The 24113-nt window shown below is 71.0% G+C and carries 19 protein-coding genes; 10 read left to right on the top strand and 9 right to left on the bottom strand.

The features are described 5' to 3' along the window. Window positions 1–14: 14 nt before the first annotated feature. On the bottom strand, window positions 15–638 hold the full coding sequence (locus tag IF46_RS0101145; RefSeq protein ID WP_030486361.1) for an HAD family hydrolase: 624 nt from the start codon (window positions 636–638) through the stop codon (window positions 15–17). Between the two features lie 83 nt (window positions 639–721). On the opposite strand from IF46_RS0101145, the gene IF46_RS0101140 reads away from it, so the two are divergent. Further along, window positions 722–3208 carry a helicase-associated domain-containing protein gene (locus IF46_RS0101140; RefSeq protein WP_030486360.1) on the top strand — a complete coding sequence of 829 codons (2487 nt, stop codon included), beginning with the start codon at window positions 722–724 and terminating at the stop codon, window positions 3206–3208. A gap of 30 nt (window positions 3209–3238) precedes the next feature. On the opposite strand, the gene IF46_RS0101135 is transcribed toward IF46_RS0101140, so the two are convergent. Both IF46_RS0101135 and IF46_RS0101130 read right to left on the bottom strand, forming a co-directional pair. Then, window positions 3239–3502: a hypothetical protein gene (locus tag IF46_RS0101135; RefSeq protein ID WP_030486359.1), complete on the bottom strand. Its 264-nt coding sequence runs from the start codon at window positions 3500–3502 to the stop codon at window positions 3239–3241. Between the two features lie 97 nt (window positions 3503–3599). Further along, the gene (locus IF46_RS0101130) at window positions 3600–4490 is read right to left on the bottom strand and encodes a L,D-transpeptidase family protein (RefSeq protein ID WP_030486358.1); all 891 of its coding nucleotides are present in this window, start codon (window positions 4488–4490) and stop codon (window positions 3600–3602) included. A 136-nt stretch (window positions 4491–4626) separates the two neighbouring features. Between IF46_RS0101130 and IF46_RS0101125 the strand changes: the two genes are divergently transcribed. From IF46_RS0101125 to IF46_RS0101115, 3 genes are all read left to right on the top strand, one after another. Then, on the top strand, window positions 4627–6306 hold the full coding sequence (locus IF46_RS0101125) for a DNA repair helicase XPB (protein ID WP_030486357.1): 1680 nt from the start codon (window positions 4627–4629) through the stop codon (window positions 6304–6306). 370 nt (window positions 6307–6676) lie between these two features. Continuing rightward, entirely contained in the window at window positions 6677–7207 is a 531-nt protein-coding gene (locus tag IF46_RS0101120) for a hypothetical protein (protein ID WP_232233896.1), read from the top strand. Window positions 7208–7380: 173 nt separating this feature from the next. Then, window positions 7381–7644, top strand: a complete 264-nt coding sequence (locus IF46_RS0101115) for a hypothetical protein (RefSeq protein WP_030486355.1) — start codon at window positions 7381–7383, stop codon at window positions 7642–7644. An 87-nt stretch (window positions 7645–7731) separates the two neighbouring features. Here the strand turns inward: IF46_RS0101115 and IF46_RS0101110 are convergent, their stop codons facing one another. The 3 genes from IF46_RS0101110 to IF46_RS0101100 all read right to left on the bottom strand — a co-directional run bounded on the left by IF46_RS0101110 (window position 7732) and on the right by IF46_RS0101100 (window position 14727). Next, window positions 7732–8460: a hypothetical protein gene (locus IF46_RS0101110; RefSeq protein WP_157562499.1), complete on the bottom strand. Its 729-nt coding sequence runs from the start codon at window positions 8458–8460 to the stop codon at window positions 7732–7734. Between the two features lie 282 nt (window positions 8461–8742). Continuing rightward, complete coding sequence (locus IF46_RS33010) at window positions 8743–13728, bottom strand: carbohydrate-binding protein (RefSeq protein WP_051723551.1); 4986 nt, start codon at window positions 13726–13728, stop codon at window positions 8743–8745. A gap of 246 nt (window positions 13729–13974) precedes the next feature. After that, complete coding sequence (locus IF46_RS0101100) at window positions 13975–14727, bottom strand: TIGR03089 family protein (protein WP_030486352.1); 753 nt, start codon at window positions 14725–14727, stop codon at window positions 13975–13977. Between the two features lie 142 nt (window positions 14728–14869). Between IF46_RS0101100 and IF46_RS0101095 the strand changes: the two genes are divergently transcribed. Beyond that, window positions 14870–15907, top strand: a complete 1038-nt coding sequence (locus IF46_RS0101095) for a hypothetical protein (RefSeq protein ID WP_030486351.1) — start codon at window positions 14870–14872, stop codon at window positions 15905–15907. A 38-nt stretch (window positions 15908–15945) separates the two neighbouring features. Here IF46_RS0101095 and IF46_RS35000 read toward each other — a convergent pair whose 3' ends face one another. After that, window positions 15946–16233 (bottom strand): hypothetical protein, encoded by a 288-nt coding sequence (locus tag IF46_RS35000; protein WP_232233895.1) that lies wholly within the window; start codon window positions 16231–16233, stop codon window positions 15946–15948. An 83-nt stretch (window positions 16234–16316) separates the two neighbouring features. Here IF46_RS35000 and IF46_RS32080 point away from each other — a divergent pair, with 83 nt between their 5' ends. Continuing rightward, window positions 16317–18266, top strand: a complete 1950-nt coding sequence (locus IF46_RS32080; RefSeq protein ID WP_232233894.1) for an esterase-like activity of phytase family protein — start codon at window positions 16317–16319, stop codon at window positions 18264–18266. A 319-nt stretch (window positions 18267–18585) separates the two neighbouring features. Here IF46_RS32080 and ligD (IF46_RS0101085) read toward each other — a convergent pair whose 3' ends face one another. Together ligD (IF46_RS0101085) and ligD (IF46_RS0101080) are read right to left on the bottom strand one after the other, a co-directional pair. Further along, the gene (gene ligD / locus IF46_RS0101085) at window positions 18586–19497 is read right to left on the bottom strand and encodes a non-homologous end-joining DNA ligase (protein WP_030486350.1); all 912 of its coding nucleotides are present in this window, start codon (window positions 19495–19497) and stop codon (window positions 18586–18588) included. Then, window positions 19487–20428: a non-homologous end-joining DNA ligase gene (gene ligD, locus IF46_RS0101080; protein WP_030486349.1), complete on the bottom strand. Its 942-nt coding sequence runs from the start codon at window positions 20426–20428 to the stop codon at window positions 19487–19489. The genes ligD (IF46_RS0101085) and ligD (IF46_RS0101080) overlap by 11 nt, the downstream gene beginning before the upstream one ends. Before the next feature lie 86 nt (window positions 20429–20514). Between ligD (IF46_RS0101080) and IF46_RS0101075 the strand changes: the two genes are divergently transcribed. From IF46_RS0101075 to IF46_RS0101060, 4 genes are all read left to right on the top strand, one after another. Further along, complete coding sequence (locus IF46_RS0101075) at window positions 20515–21540, top strand: Ku protein (RefSeq protein ID WP_030486348.1); 1026 nt, start codon at window positions 20515–20517, stop codon at window positions 21538–21540. Between the two features lie 73 nt (window positions 21541–21613). Next, window positions 21614–22252 carry a DUF4241 domain-containing protein gene (locus IF46_RS0101070; protein WP_030486347.1) on the top strand — a complete coding sequence of 213 codons (639 nt, stop codon included), beginning with the start codon at window positions 21614–21616 and terminating at the stop codon, window positions 22250–22252. Window positions 22253–22398: 146 nt separating this feature from the next. Continuing rightward, a complete protein-coding gene (locus IF46_RS0101065) occupies window positions 22399–23070 on the top strand; it encodes an FKBP-type peptidyl-prolyl cis-trans isomerase (protein ID WP_030486346.1) in 672 nt (223 codons plus the stop codon). A 188-nt stretch (window positions 23071–23258) separates the two neighbouring features. Then, complete coding sequence (locus IF46_RS0101060; RefSeq protein WP_030486345.1) at window positions 23259–24086, top strand: SCO6745 family protein; 828 nt, start codon at window positions 23259–23261, stop codon at window positions 24084–24086. Window positions 24087–24113: the final 27 nt, after the last annotated feature.

Here is a 24113-nt window from a genome sequence, read left to right as displayed (position 1 = left end):
CTTCACTTGAGCCGCTACTGCTCCAAGGCTAGCTGGATCATGCCGTCGAGTGCCGCTGGGAATTCGGTGAGCTGATCGAGCACCATGTCCGCCCCGGCCGCGCGCAGCTCAGCCCGGGAGCACGGGCCGGTCGCGACCCCGATGCCGGGCACCCCGGCCGCTGCCGCCGCCACCATGTCCGCGACATGATCACCGACATAGTGGGTCGCTCCGTGCTCCCGCAGGGCGGTCGCCTTCTGCTCGGCGAACAGGTCACCGGCCAACTCGTCGACGGTGAGACCGAGGTGGTCCAGGTGCAGCCGGGCCAGCCGGGCGATCTTGGACGTGACGACCAACACACGACCACCCCGCGCACGGATCGCGTCGATCGCCTCCCGCGCGCCGGGCAGGGGAAGCGTCGGGGTGATCGCGTACGCCGGGTACAGCTCGCGAAACGCGAGCACTGCCGACTCGACCTGCTCCGGCGGGAACCAGTGTGCGATCTCGGTACGCAGCGGCGGGCCGAGCCGGGACACCGCCAGCTCGGCGTCGACCGGCACGCCGGTCCGCGCGGTCAGCGCCTGGTAGGCCGCGGCGATGCCGGGGCGGGAATCCACCAGGGTCATGTCGAGATCGAATCCGACGGTCAGTGCGGGCATGTCGAGAAACGTACCGGCCACTCCCAGTCGGCCGGACGTCCGAGGGGCGCGGAAGCCCGGTGCCGGGCTAGCGTGGAAAGACGATGACCACCTCACTCGCCGACCACCTGCGGTCGCTGCCCGATGAGTCACTGGCCGCGCTTCTCCAGCTGCGGCCCGACCTCGTCGTGCCCGTGCCGGCCGACGTCTCCGCCCTGGCCATCCGGGCCCAGTCCCGGGTCTCCGTGGCCCGCGCGCTGGACGGGCTGGACCAGTTCACCCAACAGATCCTCGACGCCGCCCGCCTCACCCGAAATCCGGACGACGGCACCACGGCCACCGACGCCGTGCTCGCGATGGCGACCAGCGGGCCGCAACCGCCGGCCCCGACGGCCGTCCGGGCCGCCGTGGACCGGCTGCGTGCGCTCTTCCTGCTGTACGGCCCGGAGCACGCGCTCCAGGTGGTGCCCGCCGTCGACGAAGTCGCCCCGTACCCCGCTGGGCTCGGCCGACCCGCCGCGGAGCTGGACCCGCGCACGGCCGCGCTCTGCGCGGACCCGGCGAAGCTCCGACGGACGGTGCTCGCCGCCCCGCCTTCGGCCCGGGCGATCCTGGACCGGTTGGCGGCCGGCCCGCCGGTGGGCAGCGTGCCGCCGGGGGCGTTGCAGGCGCCGCCGCTCGGCGCGGCGGACCCGGTGCTCTCCGACCCAACCAACGGGGGTGCCCCGACCGGCTCTCCGGTGCGGTGGCTCGTCGACAACCGGCTGCTGGTCCCCGTGACGACCGGCTCGTCCACAGCTGGCGGCACGGTGGAGCTGCCCCGCGAGGTCGGCCTGCTGCTGCGCCGCGACAGCGGCCCGCTCGGGCCCCTGCGCACCAGCCCACCGCCGCTGGCCGCCGCGCCGCGCGAGCCAAAGGCGGTCGACTCGGCCGGCGCCGGGCAGACCATGGAGGTGGTCCGACACACCGAAGGGCTGCTGGAGCAACTCGCCGACGAGCCCGCGCCGGTGCTGCGTTCGGGGGGCATCGGGGTGCGGGACCTGCGCCGGTTGGCGCGTACCGCCGGACTGGACGAGCCGAACGCCGCCCTGCTGCTGGAGGTGGCGTACGCGGCGGGGCTCGTCGGTGAGCTGGAGATGCCCGGCGCGGCCACCGGCCGGTACGGGGCGGATCAGCAGGTGCTGCCGACCGGCGGGTACGAGGTGTGGCGGGCCGCCTCGCTGGCCCAACGTTGGGAGCAGCTCGCCCGAGCGTGGCTGAGCATGACCCGGCAGGTGGGGCTGGTCGGCCGCCGCGACGACCGGGACCGGCCGATCACCGCGCTCTCGGCCGAGGCCGAGCGGGCCAGCGCGCCGGCCACCCGACGGGCGGTGCTCGGTGTCCTCGCCGACCTGGAGCCGGCGACCGCGCCCACCCCGGATGAGGTGCAGGCGCTGCTGGACTGGCGGGCCCCAAGACGCAGCCGAGGCCGGGACGCCGCCCACCGAGAGGTGCTGGCCGAGGCCGCGCAGTTGGGCGTGACGGGGCTGGGGGCGCTCACCTCGTACGGTCGGCTGCTGCTGGGTGACCTGACGTCGACCGGCGAGCGGGGCGACGACGACCCGCTGGGCGTGCACGCGGACGTCGAGAGCGGCGACCCTTCCAATGCCGCGCGGGCGCTTGACGCGCTGCTGCCCGCCCCGGTCGACCACTTCCTGGTGCAGGCCGACCTGACCGTGGTGGTGCCCGGCCCGCCCGATCCGGGGCTGGCCGCCGAGTTGGAGGCGATGACCGAGCTGGAGTCGGCCGGCGGGGCCAGCGTGCACCGGGTCACCACGGCGAGCGTGCGGCGAGCACTGGATTCCGGCTACACGGCCGACGACCTGCACGACGTGTTCCGACGCCGGTCGCGTACCCCGGTGCCGCAGGGGCTCACCTACCTGGTCGACGACGTGGCCCGCAAGCACGGCGGGCTGCGGGTCGGCCTGGCCGGGGCGTACCTGCGCAGCGACGACGAGACGCTGATCAGCGAGGTGCTGGCCGACCGGCGGCTGGAGTCGTTGGCGCTGCGGCGGCTCGCGCCGACGGTGCTGTGCACGCAGTACCAGGTTGGTCGGCTGCTGGGCGCGCTTCGCGACGCGGGGTACGCCCCGGTGCAGGAGGACGGCACCGGCAGCACCGTGCTGGCCCGGCCGCGAATCCGACGGGCCCCGCCCCGGGTGTCGGTGACCACCCGGGCAGTCGATCCGCTGGCCGCCCCGAAGCTGCCCATGCCTCGGCTGCTCGGCGTGGTGGAGCACATCCGGCGGGGTGAAGCGGCGGCGCGGGCAGCCCGACGGGCGCCTGCGGTGGTGCGCGGCGGCGCGCCAGGGCTGGGCGGTGGCCCGGTGCCGGCGCACACCCACAGCGAGGCCCTGGCGGTGCTCCAACAGGCTGTCCGGGACAAGGCGCTGGTCTGGGTCGGTTATGTCGACGCGCACGGGGCGACCGCCTCGCGCCTGCTCAAGCCGGTCTCGATCGGGGCCGGCTACCTGCGGGCCGAGGACGAACGGACCGAGATGCTGCACACGTTCGCGCTGCACCGGATCACCGCGGCGGTGGTGGCGGACTGACCGACAGCGCCGCCGCGCGGGTGCGGTCGGTCAGCGACGACGGCTGCGGCTGCGGCTGCGGCTGCGGCTGCGGCGTACGGTGCCGACCACCGAGATGATCAGCAGTAGTGCGAAGCCGGCGCCGGCGGACTCCCCGACCGAGTCGATGAAGCCCTGCTGCAGCACCAGCCAGCCGAAGAGGAACCATCCGACCAGGAGCGTCGCCGCGATGGCGTACGCGATCACGGTCGCGCGGGACACCTCGTCGGGTGGTGCTTGCTCATGCTCCGCGATCACGTCACGGTCGACCGTCATACCCAGCCTCCCCGCCCGGTCCGGCCCTGGACTCCCAGCGTGACACTCGAAAGTCCGGTCGGACAGGGGGTTACCGCCGCGATTCGCTCCGTGTCGCTCAGGTGCCGGGGCGTCGGCCGATCAGCACCACCCGGGTGCCGACCTTTCCCAGCTCCCACATCCGGACGGCGTCGGCGTGCAGGAGGTTGACGCACCCGTGCGAGCCGATCGACTTGTCGTGCAGGTAGGTGGTGGTCTCGTGGAAGCCCATCCCCTGGGTGAAGTGCTGCCAGTACGGCAGCCACACCTCGTACGGGTCGGACCACTCCTTGGGGTTGCGGTAGTTGATGGTGTACGTGCCGGCCGGGGTGCGGTAGCCGGACATGCCGGTGCGGGTCACCGTCGGGCCCATGATCACTTTGCCGCCGCGGACCGCCCAGACGGTCTGCCGGGTCAGGTCCACGCAGAACGTGGTGCCCGTGCCGGCCTTGCAGCGGCCCGGGTCGGTGGTGGCGAGGCGCTGGGCCACGTCGAGGGTGGTCGGTCCGGCGCGACCCTCGACGGGGCGAATGCCGTACCTCTTCTGGAACTTCTTGATCGCGGCGCAGTCGGCGGCGGACTGGCGACCGTCCACGGTCACCGCCCCGAACCCGCCCAACCGGGCCAGGTAGGTCTCCACCGCGCGCTGGTGCTGGCCCTGGGGGCAGCCGGCGACGGTCGGCGTACCGGTGCTGGGGGTCGGGGTTGGTGCGGTGCGGGTCGGCTTCGGCGTGGGTTTGCGGGAGGGTTTCGGGGTTGGTTTCGGGGTTGGCGCAGCGGGAGTGGGCCGGCCGCGCTGGTCGGGCCCGGACGTGTCGCTCGCCCCCGTTGCCTGTTCCGCCGCACCGGCTGGGGCGGCTCCCCCGCCACCACTCCCGCCGGACTGCGGATCGAACGCGCACGCACCCGCGCCGACCAGCACGACCACCACAAGGGCGACCAGCCGGGAAGTGAGCCGGAGTTGCTTCATGCGACCTCCCCTGACAGTCGTCCCTTTACTAGACGTTCGTGAGTGCCGTCACGGTTGCGGCCGGTGAGCATCTTTCTTCCGCCATCCCGGATCGTGCAACACTGGATGGTCGGCCAACCGAGGAGAGGACGCTGGCGTGAGCGGTGGACCACTGATCGTGCAGTCGGACAAGACCCTGCTGCTGGAGATCGACCACCCCGACGCGCAGGCCTGCCGGATGGCCATCGCGCCGTTCGCGGAGCTGGAACGCTCGCCGGAGCACGTGCACACCTACCGGCTGACCCCGCTGGGTCTGTGGAACGCCCGCGCGGCGGGGCACGACGCCGAGGGTGTCGTCGACTCGCTGATCAAATACTCCCGCTACCCGGTGCCGCACGCGCTGCTGGTGGACGTGGCCGAGACGATGGACCGGTACGGCCGGCTCCAGCTCGCCAACGACCCGGCGTACGGGCTGGTGCTGCGCGCACTGGACCGGCTCGTGCTGATCGAGGTGGCGAAGAGCAAGAAGCTCGCCGGGATGCTCGGCGACAAGATCGACGACGACACCATCCGGGTGCACCCGTCCGAGCGTGGCCGGCTCAAGCAGGCGCTGCTCAAGCTGGGTTGGCCGGCGGAGGACCTGGCCGGTTACGTCGACGGTGAGGCGCACCCGATCGAGCTGGCCGAGGCCGGCAAGGACGGGCGCAAGCCGTGGACGCTGCGGTCGTACCAGCGGGAGGCCGTCGAGGCGTTCTGGGCCGGCGGGTCTGGTGTGGTGGTGCTGCCCTGCGGCGCCGGCAAGACCATGGTCGGCGCGGCGGCGATGGCCGAGGCGAAGGCGACCACGCTGATCCTGGTCACCAACACGGTCGCCGGCCGGCAGTGGAAGCGGGAGCTGATCGCGCGCACGTCGCTGACCGAGGAGGAGATCGGCGAGTACTCCGGCGAGCGCAAGGAGATCCGCCCGGTCACCATCGCCACGTACCAGGTGCTCACCTCGCGGCGCGGCGGCGCGTTCACCCACCTGGACCTGTTCGGGGCCCGCGACTGGGGCCTGGTCGTCTACGACGAGGTGCACCTGCTGCCCGCGCCGATCTTCCGGTTCACCGCGGACCTCCAGGCCCGCCGCCGGCTGGGCCTCACTGCGACTCTGGTACGCGAGGACGGCCGCGAGGGTGACGTGTTCAGCCTGATCGGCCCGAAGCGGTACGACGCGCCGTGGAAGGACATCGAGTCGCAGGGCTGGATCGCCCCGGCCGACTGCACCGAGGTCCGGGTGACGCTTACCGACGCGGAGCGGATGTCGTACGCCACCGCGGAGGCGGAGGAGCGTTACCGAATGGCGGCGACCGCCCGCACCAAGCTGCCGGTGGTCAAGGCGCTTGTCGACCAGCACCCGGACGACCAGGTGCTGGTGATCGGCGCGTACATCGATCAGCTGCACCAGCTCGGCGAATACCTCGACGCGCCGATCATCCAGGGCTCGACCACCAACAAGGAGCGGGAGCGGCTCTTCGACGCGTTCCGCTCCGGTGAGCTGCGCACCCTGGTGATCTCCAAGGTCGGCAACTTCTCCATCGACCTGCCCGAGGTGGCGGTGGCGATCCAGGTGTCCGGCACGTTCGGGTCACGCCAGGAGGAGGCGCAGCGGCTGGGTCGGGTGTTGCGCCCGAAGGCCGACGGCCGGCAGGCGCACTTCTACACCGTGGTGTCCCGGGACACGATCGACACGGAGTACGCGGCACACCGGCAGCGCTTCCTCGCCGAGCAGGGGTACGCCTACAAGATCATCGACGCCGACGACGTCCTCGGCCCATCCCTGCCGTCCTTCGACTGACCCCGCTCACGTGCGTTGATCGACTCGGTTTTCAGGAAGTCGCGGTGTCCGGGGCAGGTTGATGCCCCGGTTTCCCGAAAGCCGAGTTGATCAGTGCGGTGAGCACGGGGATGTGGTTTCTCTCGCGCTCACTGTGGAGCTGATGTCGTAGACGAATCGGCCGGGTCCGTGGCACAGGGACGCCGAGGCTCCGCGTTGGCGGCGGCCCGGCGGCACCTGCCGATCGTGGTCATCGCATGGTTCACTGACGCGCATGTCGTGGCGGAGGATTCGGTCGCCCCTGGCGGTCGTCGTGACAGCTGTCGTGGCGGTAGCAGGATTGGCCGCCTGGCGATGGACTCACAACCACCCGCCATACGGCCCGGAAGCCTTGGCCATCACGTCCTCGCTCAGCCTCGTCAGCCATGCGGAGGCGCAGGCTGCGCTCGGCGAGAAGACCCACGCGCCACTGGCCTCCGACGAACGCGACCAGCTGGTGCTGGGCCGGGTCGCCTGGCAGCCGCCTCCTGAGCCACTCGATGGTGGCTACTTCGCGGTGTTCCTCATCGACAAGCGCACCAACCGCAAGCCGAACGACTTCGGCGTCTCCGCTCCGCAGGAGGCCGTCAGCCTCGGCAGCGCTGGCGTCGAGAACAGGATCGCCGAACGCTATGCCTGGCTACGAGGTGCGGGCGATGTCAAGGTCGGAGACCACGAGTGGCGGAGCAACGGCAACAGACTTGGCGTGTTCGACGAGACGGCCTCGCCACTGACATTCGTCGCGCGCTTTCCGTACTTGGCTGATGCTGCTCGGAAGCCGACGATAGCCACCGCGCCGGTGGGGATGTCCGACCTGCTGTTGGCCCTGGTCTACCTAGGGCCGGACGGGCAGGTCTACTGGGCGCAACGGCTCCAAGGCTGAGCACTCCAGGCAACGGAGAAGACCCGAATCGGATTCTGACGCAAGACCGACGAGCCTGGTCAACGCCGGGTGGACTTGGACTCCGCGACGAAAACCCCGCGACCGGGCCGGCCGACGAGAGGGCGGGCAGAGCCGCCGCAGCCCCGGCAGATCCGCGAACGGTGCCGCCACCGATGAGCGAGCGTTGGGTGATCCACCTGCCGATCACCGCGCCGGATCTGCTGCGCGCTCGGATCTTCGCGCGTACCGCCGCTCGCGTGTTGGTCCGGCTAAGCGCACGGGTCGAGCCCGGCGGGGTCACCGTCTCGGCCGAGGACCAGCAGGGCGTACGACATTGGGTCTTCTCTGACCGGCCGCTGCCCGGCAGCGCGCGGTGTGCCCTTCCCGCCGACCACCTGTCGCCCTGCTCAAGCCGAACGCGGCCAAACGGCCGTTGATCGACTCGGCCTTCAGGAAGTCGGGACGTCCGGGGCACGCTGACACCCCAGTTTCATGAAAAGCGAGTCGATCAAGAGGCCCCGACGTCAGGACGTGGGGGGTGGGCAGCGGTCGGGGAGGGTGACCTCGCCGGGGCGGTGGTCGAAGGTGTCCATCGTGAACCACTCGTCCAGCTCCGGGTCGAAGAGGTTCTGCAGGCCGAACTGCAACACCTGCCACCAGCGGCTCGGGTCGTGCTGGTCGACGTAGATGTCGCCGAGCGCGATCGGGAACCGGAAGAACTCGCCCGGCACGGTGGAACCTCCGACGACCCCGACCCGCCAGTGGTCGACGTGCCGGTCCTTTTCCTTGGCGCCCTGCAGGATCTCCGGCCCCACGTAGCGGGCGGTCTTCAGCTTGTCGTTGAAGATCTGCCGGTTGAAGAAACCGGGGACCTTGCTGCACGCGCGGGGCGGGAAGAGCGGGATGTTCGGCCACTTGTAGGTGAGCGTGTAGAGCGTGTTCTCGTAGATCAGGTTCGTGAACCAGATCGGGTGGTCCGGGCCGCCGGCGGTCATCTGGCTGTTGCCGTCCCGGCCCTGCCAGCTGAACGGCACGTCGATGCCGAGGTCCCGCACGATGTACCGGCCGGTGCCCTGGAAGTCCGGCGGTAGCAGCGGCGGGCGCGGCTCACGCGGGTCGGGGGCCGTAGGGCCGTCGGCCTGGGCCGCGCGGGGCAGTGGCGCCGCCGCCGGACCCGGCGCGACCACACCGAGGGCGAACAGGCCGCCGGCCACCGCCGCAACCACAACCCGAGGTGTACGCCTCGACGCCATCTGCCCTCCGCCGGTGTCGAAAGTGGCCGGCACCCCACCCGCGCCTGCCTCCGGCGAAGCGTAGGAGCAGGGCAAACGTGAGAGCGGGCGGAACGGATGGCCTCCACCGGACGGGTGATGCCCCCGCGCGGCTCTGATCGACTCGGCTTTCTGGAAGTCGCGGTGTCCGAGGCACGTTGACACCCCGGTTTCACGAAAGCCGAGCCGATCAACGTGCAGGGCCGGGAGTGCGCACCGGCCCGGGACCAGAGTCGGTCCCGGGCCGGCGTTACGCGAACCTGATTACTTGATCAGCTTCCAGGGGCCGTTCTTGTCACCCGGCTCCTGGCCGCGGGTCCACCACTTCGCCTCGTACACGTGGCCCTTGAAGGACACCCGGTCGCCGGCGTTGTAGACCTTGGTGAGCGTCCAGGCCGCCGGGCTGTTGTCCGGCGGGGTGGGGGCGATCTCCTCCCAGGAGCCGTTGCGGTCGCCCGGCTTCTGGTTGCGGGTGTACCACTGGGCCCGCCACTTCTTGCCGTCGTACATGGCGAACTCACCCGAGTTGAAGACCCGAGACGCGGTCCAGATCGCCGTACCGTCCTCGGTCATGGCGATTTCCTGCCATGCGCCGTTGGCGTCGGCGCCCGGCTTCTGGTTCTTGGTGTACCAGGAGGCCCGGAAGACCCGCCCCTGGTAGGTCACCTTGTCGCCGTCGTTGTAGACCGTCGACGAACTCCACTCCGCTGGCAGGTTCACCGTCAGGACGGTGGTGGCCTGCACCGGCGTGAGGTGCTCACTGCCCGGGTACGACGCGGTAAGCGGGTGCTGGCCGCCCGCAAGGCCCACCGGGAGGGTGAACGTCGCGGTCCCGTTGGTGACAGTGGTCGAGCCGCGGACGGTCGTGCCCTCGCGCAACTCCACCGCGCCGGTGACCGGGGTGCTGCCGGCGGCAACCTTCACGGTTACCGTCGCCGCGGTGCCCCAGTTGGTTCCGGCGGCGGTGACGGTCATCGTCGGGACCTGCTTGGCGGTGCGGAACACGGCCGGCTGGGCCACCGCCTCGCCACCGTCGGCGCTCTTCGCCGAGACGATCCAGCCGTACGAGGTGCCCGGCAGGAGCTTGTCCCAGGTCGTGGTGGCGACACCGTTCGAGGTCACCTCGTCGGTGCCGACCGTGCCGGACGGCACGTACGCGGCGAGCGAGTCGGTGCTGAACGACGTCTTGCGGGTGGTGAGGTCCACCGGCAGGGTCAGGTTGTCCTCCGAGCCGTTGTACCGCGGCTTGGGCTGGCTGCCGTCCTGGCGGATGTCGTACTCGGTCGCCCCGAAGTTCTTCAGGAACGGCGAGTACGTGTCGATGTGCATCTCGGCCCGGTCCACGTCGAACTGCAGCAGGCGCAGGAAGCTCGCCCCGAACTGCAACCGGTCGGTGGCCTTGTGGTCCGGGGTGCCGTCACCGTTGACGTCGATGGTGCCGTCGGCGGCGACCTGCTTCGGCCAGAGTTCGGCGGCGGTGACCGTGTAGAACTGGTAGTCCGCCAGCAGCTCGACGACGTCGTGGCTGACGGTGACGCCGATCTTCGACTTCAGGTTGGTGCCGACGCCGTGCTCGTGACCGGCGAGGACCAGGAACACGTTCGGATTGACCTCGACGACCTGCTTGAAGAGCGGCGAGCCGTCCGGCGCGGAGAGGTCCGCACCCCGTCCGTCCGGGTTGACCGAGGGCTTCAGGTAGTCGTGGGAGAGCAGGATCCCGTTGCGGTCCTTGTACCGCTTGAAGATCGAGTCAGCCCACTTGGCCTCGGCCGGCGTGACCCCGTACGAGAGGCCGACCGCGACGAAGTCCAGGCCACCGGCGGAGAAGAGCAGGTAGTTGTTCTGGTTGTCCTTACCGGGCGTGACGGTGCCGTCGGCCTTGGTCGCCTCGTCCCACGCGTGGTACTCGGTCCCCTTCGGCCAGGCGTTCGCCGTCTGGTAGTACCGGTCCGAGCTGAAGGTCCGGCTGAACCGGGAGGTGGGGCCCGTCTCGGCACCCAACTGGTCGTCGTGGTTACCCGCGATGACCTGGTTGACGACACCATTGTCGTCGAGGATCTTCTGGAAGCCGGAGGCGGCGGCCAGTTCCTTCTCGACCTGCTCGTGCAGACCGGGCCGCTTCAGCGAGCCGTCCGGGTTGGTGGCCAGCGGGTCGTAGTAGTCGTTCTCGATGACGTCGCCGGTGTGCGCGGCGTACGCGATCTTGCGGCTGGCCGCGTTGTCCGCGATCCACTGCATCTGGTCGCGGTACGCGGCCGACCAGATCGCCTGCTCCTCGACCGTTTCGACGTCAGTGGGCTCGGCCTTGCCGTCGAAGTCGTCGTAGCTGCCGCCAGCCGCACCCTCGGTGACGTACTGGGTATCGGTGAAGTGCGCCAGCGAGAAGTCGTACGACGCCGGGTCCTCGAAGCGGTCCTTGTCGTTCTGCGCCGTCGAGTCGTGCGGGGACAGGTCGTCGGCGAACGGGTCCTCGCCGGTGACCAGCACGTGCACCACACCGCCGTCGCGGTAGCCGGCCTCCACCGGCGCGGTCAGGACCGTCTCGTTCCCGGCCTGGCCCCGCGAACTGGTCAGCACGACCCACTTGCCGGTGGCCGGGTTCCAGGCCCGCAGCGCCACGATCCGCGCCGGGTCGATCGTGCCCGACCAGCGCAGCGTCGGCTCCTGCTTGGTCGCCCCGAGCGGCAGGTCGTAGCGCTGGAAGATCACTCCACGGGTGGACGGGGTGTCGATCGTCGCGCCGTCGAGCGGACGCAGCGAGGTGACGTCAACGCTCTTGTCGTGCTGGACGTCGAGCGTGGTCGGCACGTCGGCCGCCTCACCCTGGTAGCCGGCCGTCGGCAGGACCACGTCCGCCTTGGTGAAGGTGGCGGTCAGCCCGACGCCCTCGGCACCGGGGATCCGGGCGGACAGCTCGGCCGAGAGCGGGTCGGTGCCCTTGACCGTCGAGTTCAGCTCGGTCGGGACGTCCGGGATGCTGGCGCTGCTGAAACGCACCTCACGGGTGGCGGTGTTGCCGAGCGCGTCGGTCGCCGTCAGCGCGATGGTGTGCTGCCCGGCCGGCAGACCGTGGCCGATCTGGTCGCCCTGCTTGACGGCCGTGCCGTCCAGCGTGATGACCGGCGTGCCGACCACCCCGGTGGCGTCCTTGATCTTGACGTTGAGCGCCACGGTCGAGGTCAGCCGCTGCCCGGCTGCCGGGACGCTGCTCTCGATCTCCGGGGCGGTGTTGTCGGTGGTGAAGCGCCGCGTCGAGGTCTTGTCCCCGACGACCGCCTTGATGGTGTGGGGGCCGTCCGCGATCGACGTCGTGTCCACGTCGGCGCGCTTGCCCAGCGCCGACAGCGCCGAGCCGTCCTGCGCGGTGACGTCGAACAGCACCATCTTGGTCAGCACACCGTTGTAGCTGCTGCCGCAGGTGCCGTCACCGATGGACGTGGTCACCTGGGAGCCGGCAGGGTAGCTCGCCGAGCCGATGGTGACAGTCGTCTGCGCGATCGACCGGGTGAGCTGGGTGGCCTTCGCGCCGGTCGGCAGCAGCTGGAAGTCGCGCAGGGTGAAGTCGTCGAAGTTGTCGCAGCCGCCCGGCTTGGCGCTGCCGTGGTCGTTGCCCGCGACGAACTCCACGGCGTTGACGCCCGGCACCAGCCACTCGTTCGGGAAGGCGAGGTCGGCGACCTCCTTCTCCCACATGCCGATCTCCAGCGGGATGCCGTTGATCAGCACCTTGTTGTCGTACCCGTTGTCGCTGCCGTTGCCACCGACGAACACCTTCAGGTGTGCGTCGCCGCCGCTGCCGAGGGTGTCGACGGTACGCGTCGTCGGGGCGTCCGCGATGGTGAAGTGGAGTTCGGCGTCCTTGTTGGCGGCGCAGGTGCCGTCGCCAAGCACCAGCGTTGCAGCTGTCGTCTCCGCCTTCGTCACGGTCGTGCCGGCGGTGGTGACGATGTACGTGGCGCCGGCCGTCACCGTGCCCGCCGTGCTCAGCGTGAGGCTCGTCGCCGCCCGGGTGAGCGTGAAGTCGTCGTGGTTGGCGCAGGTCGCCCCGTTGAGGGTGCCGTTGTAGTCGCCGGTCCTGATCTCGATGACGTTGTCACCGAGGTGCAGGAACCGGGTCGGGAACGCCAGCTTGACGTCCTCCGTGCCGGTCGCGCCGTAGTCACCGCCGAGGTCGACCCGGTGGCCGTTGACAAGCGCGTAGTTGTGGTAGCGCGCCTCGACCGAGTTGCCGGCCGCGACCGTGAGCCCGAGGGTGGCGGTGCCGGTGGCCAGCGCCTCCGCGTTCTCGGCGGGCTTGTCGTCGATTGCCAACGACTCGACGTGGTCCTTGCCGCCACTGGGCAGCGCCGCGATCACCGGCCGGGTTCCGCGTACGCGGGCACCGTCACCGGGGGTGACCACCGCCGCGCCGGCCGGGGCGTTGTTGACGTCCACGGTCACGGACGTCTTCGCGCCCGACTGGGTGGTCGCGCTGACGGTGTGCGTACCGTTGGTGAGCTTTGTGGTGTCAAGGTCGGTACGCAGACCGGAGGTGCTGCCCGGCTCACCGGAGATGACGAACGTCAGGTCCTGGTTGAGCAGCTTCGCCGAGGTGCCGCAGGTGCCGTCACCGAAGTTGTAGCTGAACAGGTTCTGCTCACCGTCGGCGACCACACCGAGCAGGCTGAGGCTGATGCTGCTCAGCGCGTAGTCGTCGTAGTTGGGGCAGCGACCACCCTCACCGTTGGGCAACTCCTCGTAGCCGACGGCGGTCTTGGTGGTCGAGTCGACCCAGTTTGCTCCCGCGTGGACGGTGACGGTGTTCGCCCCGGGGCGCAGCCAGTCACCGGGGAAGTCGAGGGTGCCGACCTGCCCGCCGGCGATGTCCGGCAGGTAGACCCGGTCCGCCTCGGCGGTGTGGGCGTTGACGGTCAGGTAGTTGCGGTAGCGGGCCTCGGTGCCGTTGCCACCCATCTCGAAGGCGAAGTGGGCGGTGCCGGCGGTCTTGTCGGCGCCGATCTTGTCGCCGTCGACCGCGAGGGTGGTCACGGAGTCGTTCTCGGTGACCGGCTCGACAACGACGGGGAGCTTGCCCTCGACGTTCTGCCCGCTGCTCAGGTTGATCAGCGGCGTGTTACCGCTGGTCGGGGCCGCTTGCGCTCCCGCGAGCGTGGGGTTGAGGGCCGTTGCCGGTCCGGCGATGAGGATGAGCGCGACAGCGGACAGAACGCCGCGTGTTCGCTTCCTCCGCGCACGTGTTTCGTGCGTCATGACGGGGTTTCTCCTTAGTGACGGGTCAAGATGATCGCCACCGACGAGAAAGAACCCGCCACGACACCGCAGGGCCGACGAACGGTTGGAGGGCAGGCCAGCGCTCCGGTCCACAGGTGCTGTGGCACGCCGGCAGGCGCGACCGTTGGCTGACCCTGCCGGCTCTGGGCGAACTCGCCCGCCAAGCCGGATGAGAGAAGGACGCTGTAGGGATGAACAGTTAGTTGATCAAAAGCCCCGGGCTGCTCAGAGGACGCGGGTGACCTGTTCGGCGGCGATGACCGCGTCTCGTCGCGCCGGGTCGAGGTTGGCGCTGATCACCACGGACGCGCCGGCCGAGAGCGGCGCGAGCAACCACTTCAGCGGTTGCTCGGTCTCGGCGGCGTCGACCAGCAGCCGGTCGCCGGCGCGCAGGCCCAGCATGGTGGCGAACTCCTGGGCGAGCGCACCCCACTGGCCGTAGGTCGTGCCGTCCGCGCTGGCCGGGTCGGACGGGTGGATGGCCGTGTGGTCGGGCGTGACGTCGGAGAAGCGAAGCACCTCGGCGGACCAGTCCAACCAACCCAACGGCACATCGGCCAACGGCCCTGGCCCGGTGCCGACGAGATAGCGGTGCGGGGCGTCCGGCACGTCCTCCAGCCAGTCGTCCTGCCGCTGCGGCGTCACGAAGACCGCGTCGAACGGCCGGTCGCCGCCGGGTTCGAGCACCGGCAGGCCCGCGGTGGCGCGCGGTCGGAACGACACCGCCAGGCCGGAGGCCCAGGCGCCCAACAACACCGCGGCGGTACGCCAGTGCGGCGGCAGTAGCACCGCTACGCGGCTGCCGGGGCCGAGACCGCAGCCGTCCCGCAGCAGACTCGCGCTGCGCGCCGCCCACGAACCGACCTGCTGTGCGGTCAGGTCGACGCGCTCGCCGGTCGCCTCGTCGCGGTAGCTGAGCAGCGGAGGCTCGACCTCGACGGGTTGGGCCGCCAGGTCGGCCGTGACGGTTGGCTGCATCTCCACGCTCCCCAGGTGCGACGTCGCCCCCACCCTACTGAACGACTTTGGTCGCAGCGGTCGTCGGCCGATGGCCGTATCGGGTGACCGGTCGGCCCACGCACGGTGGGGGTGACCCCCTGAACCGTCGCGAGGAGCGCCCATGCCGACCGGACCCGAGCCCTCCTCCACCGCCGACCGGCCGCCGCTGCGTCGGCGGCTGCTGCCGGTGATCGCGTTGCTGCTGCTCGCGCCGTGGGCGGCCGAGTGCTCGTGGGGTGGCTTCGCCATCGACGACTTCCTGCCGGTGCTGATCTTCCTGGGCCCGATGTACGGCGGCGCGGCGATCCTGATCCGGGAGACCGCGCGGCACCTCGGCGCGGGTTGGCCGACGATCGTGCTGCTCGCCGCCGCGTTCGGCGTGCTCCAGGCCGGCCTGGTCGACCAGTCGCTGTTCAACCCCGACTACCTCGACGACACGCAGTACGCCGACACCCGCGCCGTCGCCGAGGCGACGCTGGTGCCGGGGCTGGGATTCAGCCTGCGGCAGGCCTACGACTTCGTGGGCAACCACATCGTGTTGACCATCTGCGCGCCGATCGTGCTCATCGAGTCGTTTCTCGGTGCCGGCCGTCGACTTCGGCCGTGGCTGGGCCGGCCCGGGCTCGGCGTGGTCGGCGTGATCTACCTGCTCGGCAGTCTGCTGATCTTCTCGGACAGCAGTGGCCGCAAGGGCTTCCTCGCCAGCCCGCTTCAACTGGCGTTCGCGGCGGCGCTGGTCCTCGCCCTCGTCGCGACGGCACTGCTGCCCCGCTGGCGACGCCCCCGCCCGCGCCGGGCCCGTCGGGCACCGCACCCGCTCTGGGTGGTTCTGCTGGTCGTCCTCGTCCGCTTCGGCGCCGACCTGGCCCCCGGCTGGCCAGGGGTGGTCATCGCGCTCTCACTCGCCGCCGCCGTCGGTGCGCTGATCGCGTATTTGTCGTCGTGCAGCGGTTGGGGGCAACGGCACGTACTCGCCGCCGGCACCGCGAGCCTGGTCATGGCCGCCGCGTTCGCGTACCTGGTGCCGCCGTACTCCCCGGCGAGCCCGGCTGCGGCACTGGCCGGCGACATCGCGGTCACCGTCATCACGGTCGCCCTGATAGTGGGTGCCGGGTGGCGGCTGCGCGCATCGCCGACTGTTCATGTCGACGCAAGCTGATGCTTCCCGACGACTGTCAGCCTCCGAGCGGGTACGACCTAACGGAGGAAGTCCTTGACACTCAGAAAAGCATTCACCGCGCTCACCGCAGCCGGTGTCGCCGCCGCCAGCCTGGCCGGGGCCACCCCCGCGTCGGCCGGTGGACACCACCACCCGGGTACGTCGCTCGCCTTCGACCGGGTCGCCACGTACCCGGTGTTCCAGAACCGTCCGGCCGGCGAGGACCCGGCGACCGCGACGGTCGCCGAGATCTCGGCGGTCAGCGAGGACGGTCGCACCCTGATCCACACCGACGCGCTGGCCCGGCGCATCGGCTTCCTGGACATCTCCCGCCGGCCGGCCACGCGGCCTCGGCACGCTCTCCCTGGCCCAGCTCGGCAACGCCGAGGACGAGCCGACCTCGGTCGCCGTGGTCGGCAGGTACGTGCTGGTGGTGGTCAACACCAGCGGCAGCTTCACCGAGCCCTCCGGCCGGCTCGACGTGATCGAGTTGGCCAGTCGCAAGCGGGTCGCCAGCTTCGACCTCGGCGGTCAGCCCGACTCGATCGCGATCAGCAAGGACAAGCGGTACGCCGCGATCGCCATCGAGAACCAGCGCGACGAGGAGGCCACCCCGCCCGGCGGCGAGGAGGGCGACCTGCCCCAGGCGCCCGCCGGCTTCGTGCAGATCGTCGACCTGACCGGTAAGTCCCCGGCCGGTTGGCGGCTACGGCCGGTGGCGCTGACCGGCGTCGACGGCAGCGCGCTGCCCGCGCTGGCGCAGGCCGGGCTCGCCGCGCCGACCGACCCCGAGCCGGAGTACGTCTCGATCAACAGCCGCAACCAGCTCGCCGTGACGCTTCAGGAGAACAACGGCGTCGCCCTCATCGACCTGCCCACCGGCCGGATCACCAAGGTGTTCAGCGCCGGCACCGCCACGATCAGCGGCATCGACACCAAGAAGGACGGTGTCATCGACCTGACCGGCAGCATCACCGACGTGCCGCGTGAGCCGGACGCGGTGGCCTGGGTCGACGACCGATACCTCGCCACGGCCAACGAAGGCGACTGGCACGGCGGCACCCGAGGCTGGTCGGTCTTCGACAGCCGCAGCGGACGCGTCGCCTGGGACGCCGGCAACACCTTCGAGCGACTCGCCACCACCTACGGGCTGCACAACGAGGACCGGGCCGGCAAGAAGGGCACCGAGCCCGAGGGGGTGGCCGTCGCCGAGTACGACGGCGTCCGGTACGCGTTCGTCGGCTCGGAGCGGAGCAACTTCGTCGCCGTCTACGACCTGGCCAACCCCACCAAGCCGGTGTTCCAGCAGATCCTGCCGACAAGCAACGGGCCGGAAGGGCTGCTGCCGATCCCGTCGCGCGGGCTGCTCGCGGTCTCCAGCGAGGTGGACGACGCCTCGGTGAACGTTCGCGCCTCGGTGTCGCTCTTCCAACTCGGCAAGGGCACCCCGGCGTTTCCGAGCATCGTCTCCGCCTCGGACAAGTCGGGCGTCCCGATCGGTTGGGGCGCACTCGGCGCACTGAGCGCGGTCCCGGGCAAGCGGGACCAGCTCTACAGCGTCACCGACGCGGCATACAGCCAGACCCGCGTCCTCACCATCGACGCGAAGCGGACCCCGGCCGTGATCACCGGCGCGCTGCCGGTGAAGGATGCGGCAGGCGCTCCGGTCGGGTACGACGCGGAGGGGATCTTCGCCCGCCCGCAGGGTGGCTTCTGGCTCGCCGTGGAGGGTGCCAAGGGCACGGAGAACAAGCTGGTCCGGCTCGACGGCGACGGGGTCACCCGGCAGACCGTTCTGCTGCCCGCCGAGGTCGCCGCCGGCCTCGGCAAGCAGGGCTTCGAAGGGGTCACCGCGACCACCGACCGGCACGGCCGGGAGGTCGTCTGGGTGGCCGTGCAGCGGGAGCTGAGCACCGACCCGGCCGGCATCGTCCGGCTCGGCCGGTACGACGTCACGGCCGGCACCTGGAGCTGGTTCGGCTACCAGTTGGGGGCCACCACCGTGCCCGGCGACTGGATGGGCCTCTCCGAGATCACCGTCGTCGGCGACCGACTCGCGGTGATCGAGCGGGACAAGCTGAACGGCCCGGCCGCCACTGTGAAGCGGATCTACACGGTGCCGCTGCCCGGTGCGGCGGCGACCGGCCCGCTGACCGTGCTGCCGAAGACGCTCGCCGTCGACGTGCTGCCCGCGCTGCGCGCCACCAACGGATGGACGCAGGAGAAGTTGGAGGGTCTGACCGTGGCCGGCAACGGCGAGGTGTACGCGATCACCGACAACGACGGGGTCAAGGACGCCACCGGCGAGACGGTGCTGCTGCGCCTCGGCTCCAGCCGCCAGGTCTTCGGCCGCAACTGATCCACCGCCAATTCCCCTTCGGCCGGCGTCCACCCTCGCGGTGGGCGCCGGCCGATCACATCAGGTGAGCCCGCCCCCGCTACGGGCCACGGCCCCAACTCAGAGCCTTTGCTCTGCTTACCTATATGCGACGCACACGCCCCGTGAGGAAAGTTTCCACCCCTCGACTGCGCGGGCCGTCTCAAAGTCCCAGCTAAACGCGGTGGTGCGTATAGGTAAGCAGAGCAAAGGTGGTGAGCGGCCCGCACGGGACCCCGAGGCCCGCGACGCTCTGTCAGGGGTACCGCCCCTGGCCCCGGGCACCCAACGTCACCTGGCGTCAGCCCGGCAGTTCCGGGCCGCCGTCGAGCAGCGGGGCGAGCAGGTCGTCGTACTCCTCGACCCGGGCCAGGACCTCGGCGGCGGTGAACTGGCGGACGGCCGGCTTCCGGCCACGCGCGCCGGCCTCGACCTCGTCCCAGGTCAGTGGCGTCGACACCGACGGCACCGACTGGGCCCGCAGCGAGTACGGCGCAACGGTGGTCTTCGCCGCGTTGTTCTGACTCCAGTCGATGAAGACCTTGCCCGGCCGAAGGTTCTTCGCCATCTTCGACACGATCAACTTCGGGTGGGCCTGCTCCAACTCCTGGGCGATCCGCCGGGCGTAGTCGGAGACGAGGTCGGACGACTGGGTGCCGGCGATCGGGCAGCAGAGCTGCATGCCCTTCTTGCCGGACGTCTTCGGGTACGACTCGATGCCGTCGTCGGCGAGCCGGTCGCGCATCAGCACCGCCACCGGGCAACACTCGGCGAGCCCGGCCGGCGGGCCTGGGTCCAGGTCGACGACCATCATGTCCGGGTGCTCGCCCACCTTCCACTGCGGTGTGTGCAGCTCCAACGCGGCCAGGTTGGCCAGCCAGACCAGCGTGGGCAGGTCGTCGGCGACCACGTAGTCGATGGTCTCCCGGCCCTTCGTCGACCCGGGGGCGGGCAGATTCTCCACCCGCACCCAGTCCGGGGTCGCGGCCGGCGTGTTCTTCTCGAAGAACGACTTGTCGTCCACCCCGTTGGGGTAGCGGATCCTGGTAACCGGCCGGTCCCGCAGGTGCGGCAGCAGCACCGGGGAGATCCGGGTGTAGTAGTCGATCACCTCGCCCTTGGTGAACCCGGCCGCCGGGTAGAGCACCTTGTCCAGGTTGGACAGCTCAAGCGCGCGGCCCTCGACGTCCACCCGTAGCCGCTCAGCCGGCATCCTCGACCTCCTCCGGAGGCTTGTCGGGGCGCATCCGCAGCACCCGGGGGAAGCGCAGCCGGCCGTCGGGGGTGCGCTGGCCGTACTTCACCTCCACCACCACCTGCGGTGTTACCCAGTTGGCACCTCGGGCATCCTCGCGCGGCACACCCGGAGCGAACGGTGACACGCCGGAGCGCAGCGGCTCCAGCTCGGCGAGGAGCTGTCGCTCGATGGCCGCGCCGATCCCGCCGCCGACCCGACCCCGGTAGATCAGCCGGCCGTCCGGGCCCGGCACCCCGACCAGCAGCCCGCCGATCCGGCGGGCTCCCGGTCGCCAACCGCCGACGACGAAGTCGCCGGTCACCTCCAGCTTGACCTTCACCCAGTCCGGCGAACGCACCCCCGGGCGGTAGACGGCCCCGACCCGCTTGGCCATCACGCCCTCCAGGCCATGCTCACCGGCCGCCTCGTAGGTGGCCGGCCCGTCGGCGAACATCGGCGGCACCGCCCACCGGGGGCCACCGAGCGCGAGCGCGTCCAGGGCCGCGCGGCGGCGCTCGTACGACCAGCCGGTCAGGTCGTCGCCGTTCAGCCGGAGCAGGTCGAAGATCATGTACGTCACCGGCATGACCGCCGCCAACCGGGCGGCCTTGTTCCGGTCCCGCACGTGCATCCGCTCGGCCAGCGCCGTGAACGACGGCTGCCCGCCCTCCCCGAGTAGCACCACCTCACCGTCGAGCAGCGCGTCGTCGACCTGCTCGGGCAGGGTGGCCAACTCCGGGTACGCGGCGGTGATCTCGACGCCGGAGCGGGCATACAGGTGCTGACCACCGTTGGAAATATCGGCGAGCGCGCGGACCCCGTCCCACTTGAACTCGTACGCCCAGCCGTCACCCGCCGGGAGCGGCCCGGTCATCGCGAGCATCGGCTTGAGCGGCGCGCCGGGCACGACCCGACTGTAGTAGCAGGCCGAACACCTCGCGTCCGGTTCTAACGGATGCGAGCATGGTCGATACCGGGGAAGGGAGCCGCAGGATGCGTGCCATCTGGAAGGGAGCCGTGTCGTTCGGGCTCGTCTCGATCGGGGTGAAGCTCTACTCCGCGACCGAGGAGAAGGACATTCGGTTCCACCAGGTGCACCGCGAGGACGGCGGCCGGATCCGCTACAAGCGCACCTGCTCGGTCTGCGGCGAGGAGGTCACCTACGACGACATCGCCAAGGGCTACGACATCGGCGGCGGCGAGATGGTGATCCTCACCGACGAGGACTTCGCCGACCTGCCGCTGACCAGCTCCCGTGCCATCGACGTGCTGGAGTTCGTGCCGGCCGAGCAGGTCGACCCGATCCTCTACAACAAGGCGTACTTCCTCGAACCGGAGGGCGCGGCGACCAAGCCGTACGTGCTGCTGCGCGACGCGCTTATCGACTCGGAGCGGGTGGCCATCGTCAAGGTGGCGTTGCGCCAGCGGGAGCAGTTGGCCACGTTGCGGGTCCGCGAGGGGGTGCTGCTGCTCAACACCATGCTCTGGCCAGACGAGATCCGTACCCCCGATTTTGGTTTCCTCGACGAGGACCTCAAGGTGCGCCCGCCGGAGCTGGCCATGGCCAGCTCCCTGATCGACTCGATGACCGGCGAGTTCGAGCCGGACGTCTTCACCGACGACTACCGGGCGGCGTTGCAGGAGGTCATCGACGCCAAGGTGGAGGGTCGGGAGGTCGTCCAGCCGGAGGAGATCGAGGAGGCCCCGGCCGCCGCGGTAGACCTGATGGCGGCGTTGAAGGCCTCAGTGGAACGCGCCAAGGCGGCTCGGGGCGAGCAGCCCGCCCGTGGTGGCGGTGGTGGCGAGCCGACGCCCATCTCGTCGGCCCGGTCCGCGCAGAAGGCAGCCGAGAAGAAGGCCGCCAAGGCACCCGCGAAGAAAACCGCGGCGAAGAAGACGGCCGAGAAGAAGGCGGCGGAGCCGGCGAAGAAGACCGCGGCCAAGAAGACCCCCGCGAAGAAGGCCGAGCCGGCAAAGAAGACGGCCGCGCGCAAGACCGCACCCCGCAAGAGCGCCTGACCGTACGGCAGCGACGGCGGTGTCCGCCGGGTTGGGTACGCTCCGCCGGCCGCTGGCCACCGGAGGAGCCCTCATGCCGTACACCCCTGATCTGGACCGGTTGTTGACGTCCGGCGCCCGTTTCACCGACCAGCACGGCGGGTACCTGATCGAGGCCCACCCGGCGGGCGACGTCGTGCTGCCCACCGGCCAGGTGGTCGGGTGTGACCCGCTGGTCTGCCCGGAGGCCGAGCCGTTCACGGTCACGGTGCCGCCGGGGCGGTACGCCGCCCGCGCCTGGGTGGCCGTGGTGCTCCGGGAGGACGCCGAGGTGGACCGGCGGGTGGCCGCGTTTCAGCTGGTGATCTCCGACGAGCCGACCACCCGCTGGGAGCTGGCCGTGGCGGGCGACCAGGACGTCGCCACGCTCGGCGCGGACGACTACTTCGGGTACGGGGTAGACGCCGGCACCGGCACCCTCGCCGACCCGACGGCGCTCGCCATCCTGGAGGGGTGGGACGAGGAGCGGGTCGAGGAGGTCTTCATCCCCGCCGATCTGCACTCGTCCCCGGTCCCGGGGCTGATCACCGCTGTTTTGGACGAGGCCAGCGGCGCCAACGTCGTCACCGTGACCACCGGTTGGGGCGACGGCTGCTACGGCACCTGGATCGGGCGTGCCGCCGACGGCCGGGTCACCTCGTTCGTGACCGACTTCATGGTCGTCCCCGAATAACTGCCCGAGAAAGCCCTCGAACTGTCGTGCTGGGCGATCCGAGGCAAACGCAGCGGGCACGGTAGGCCGCGGTGCGGGTACCGTGTGCGTCGGCTTTCCCCCCGGCACCGGGTGCCGGCCACACTTCGCAGCAGGGAGTCGACGACGTGAGCGAGCGGACGCAGCAGACGGGCCCGGACCAGAGCCCGGCAACCAAGTCGGGGCGCCGCCTGGCCGCCCAGTTGGCGGCGAAGCAGGCCGCCGACCGGAAGCGGAAGCGCAACGCGGTGATCAGCAGCCTCGCCGCCGTCGCCGTGGCCGCGACGCTGATCGCCGTCTTCGTGACGATCGGCGGAGGTAAGGACAAGCCCGCGAACCAGGCCGACGCCACCCCGTCCGCCTCTGCCGGGGCCCCCGACGAGGCCGCCGCACCGCCCGCTCCGCAGCTGCCGGCCGGCGCCGACCCGGCGCTGGGCAGCAAGCCGGAGGTGAAGGCGGGCACGGGTGAGCTCAAGAAGCTCACCGTCACCCCGCTGATCAAGGGCACCGGCCCGGCCGTGCAGAAGGGCCAGAACATCACCACCAACTACGTGGGGGTGTTCTACAAGGACGGCAAGGAGTTCGACTCCTCCTGGAGCAGCGGGCAGCCGGCCACCTTCCCAATCGGCGTGGGTCAGGTCATCCCCGGTTGGGACCAGGGCCTGGTCGGCGTGACCGTGGGCAGCCGGGTGCAGCTCGACATCCCGGGCGAGTTGGGGTACGGCAACGACCCGGCCGCCGCCGGTGGACGTCCGACCGGCCCGCTGCGCTTCGTGGTGGACGTCCTCGCCGCCCAGTGACCTGTCCGGGTCGTCCCGGTTGCCGCCGGGTCGCGATGGAGTTGTTCACATGGGGCTTCCGGCCCGTCACCCAGCGGCAGTAGGTTCGGCGTCACCCCGGGCGGTTCGCCGCCCGGGGTGAGCATCCGAAACGGGACGCGGAGGTGCATGTGACGGCGCTGGACGAGCCTGGGCGGACCGCCCGGTCGATGTGGGCGTACTTCGAGCCGGTGCACGCGGTCACCTACCTGCACCCCCGGGCCCGTGCCGCGTACGAGGCGGTGGGGCTGCGCGGCTACTGGCGTGGTTACTTCGCCGGCCGGGCCGCGCCGCTGGGAGCCACCGAGGCGGCCCCGGTGGTCGCCGCCTTCTTCAACTTCGCGCCGCCGATGGTGGCCCGCGCGCTGCCGTCGGTGTGGCAGCTGGCCTCCCCGCAGGAGGCGCTGCGCGCCCGCCTGACCGGTGCCGTGCAGGCGCTCGCCGAGCTGACCTACGAGCTGCCCGAGTCACACCTGGCGGAGGCCGCCGCCCTGCTGGAGCGGGCCGCCTCGGCCGCGCAGACCGCCGGCCGGGTGCTCAGCGCGGCCAACGCGGCGCTCCCGATCGGGGAATACCCGCTGGCTCGGCTCTGGCAGGCCGCCACCACGCTGCGCGAGCACCGGGGCGACGGGCACGTGGCGGCGCTGGTGGCCGCCGGGCTGGACCCGGTGGAGACGCTTACCTGGCGAGCCGTGCTGGACGCTTCGCCGCCGCAGTACGTGCTGGGCCGGGGCTGGTCCGAGGAGCAGTGGCACGCCGCCCGCGAACGACTCACGCAGCGGGGCTGGCTGACCGGGGACGGCGCGGTCACCGAAGACTCCCGGGCCGCGTTCCAGGCCGTCGAGGACGCCACGGACCGGGCCGCCGCGCACCCGTGGCAGACGCTCGGCCCCGACGACACCGACCGGATCCGGGAGCTGCTGGAGCCGATCGCCCGGTCCGGCCACACCTTGCTCCCCGCGGACAGCCCGCTCGGCCTGCCCGCGCTGCCCGGCTGACTGGGCACCCACCGGTCGGGCAGGATG

It is taken from the genome of Micromonospora chokoriensis, assembly GCF_000718555.1.
Classification (GTDB): domain Bacteria; phylum Actinomycetota; class Actinomycetes; order Mycobacteriales; family Micromonosporaceae; genus Micromonospora; species Micromonospora chokoriensis_B.
This window is presented reverse-complemented; position numbering and strand designations above follow the sequence as displayed.

Coding starts and splice junctions, on each gene's coding strand:
- IF46_RS0101145 (WP_030486361.1), bottom strand. CDS start 638: ATGCCCGCACTGACCGTCGGATTCGATCTCGACATGACCCTGGTGGAT.
- IF46_RS0101140 (WP_030486360.1), top strand. CDS start 722: ATGACCACCTCACTCGCCGACCACCTGCGGTCGCTGCCCGATGAGTCA.
- IF46_RS0101135 (WP_030486359.1), bottom strand. CDS start 3,502: ATGACGGTCGACCGTGACGTGATCGCGGAGCATGAGCAAGCACCACCC.
- IF46_RS0101130 (WP_030486358.1), bottom strand. CDS start 4,490: ATGAAGCAACTCCGGCTCACTTCCCGGCTGGTCGCCCTTGTGGTGGTC.
- IF46_RS0101115 (WP_030486355.1), top strand. CDS start 7,381: ATGAGCGAGCGTTGGGTGATCCACCTGCCGATCACCGCGCCGGATCTG.
- IF46_RS0101110 (WP_157562499.1), bottom strand. CDS start 8,460: ATGGCGTCGAGGCGTACACCTCGGGTTGTGGTTGCGGCGGTGGCCGGC.
- IF46_RS33010 (WP_051723551.1), bottom strand. CDS start 13,728: ATGACGCACGAAACACGTGCGCGGAGGAAGCGAACACGCGGCGTTCTG.
- IF46_RS0101100 (WP_030486352.1), bottom strand. CDS start 14,727: ATGCAGCCAACCGTCACGGCCGACCTGGCGGCCCAACCCGTCGAGGTC.
- IF46_RS0101095 (WP_030486351.1), top strand. CDS start 14,870: ATGCCGACCGGACCCGAGCCCTCCTCCACCGCCGACCGGCCGCCGCTG.
- IF46_RS35000 (WP_232233895.1), bottom strand. CDS start 16,233: ATGTCCAGGAAGCCGATGCGCCGGGCCAGCGCGTCGGTGTGGATCAGG.
- ligD (WP_030486350.1), bottom strand. CDS start 19,497: ATGCCGGCTGAGCGGCTACGGGTGGACGTCGAGGGCCGCGCGCTTGAG.
- IF46_RS0101075 (WP_030486348.1), top strand. CDS start 20,515: ATGCGTGCCATCTGGAAGGGAGCCGTGTCGTTCGGGCTCGTCTCGATC.
- IF46_RS0101070 (WP_030486347.1), top strand. CDS start 21,614: ATGCCGTACACCCCTGATCTGGACCGGTTGTTGACGTCCGGCGCCCGT.
- IF46_RS0101060 (WP_030486345.1), top strand. CDS start 23,259: ATGTGGGCGTACTTCGAGCCGGTGCACGCGGTCACCTACCTGCACCCC.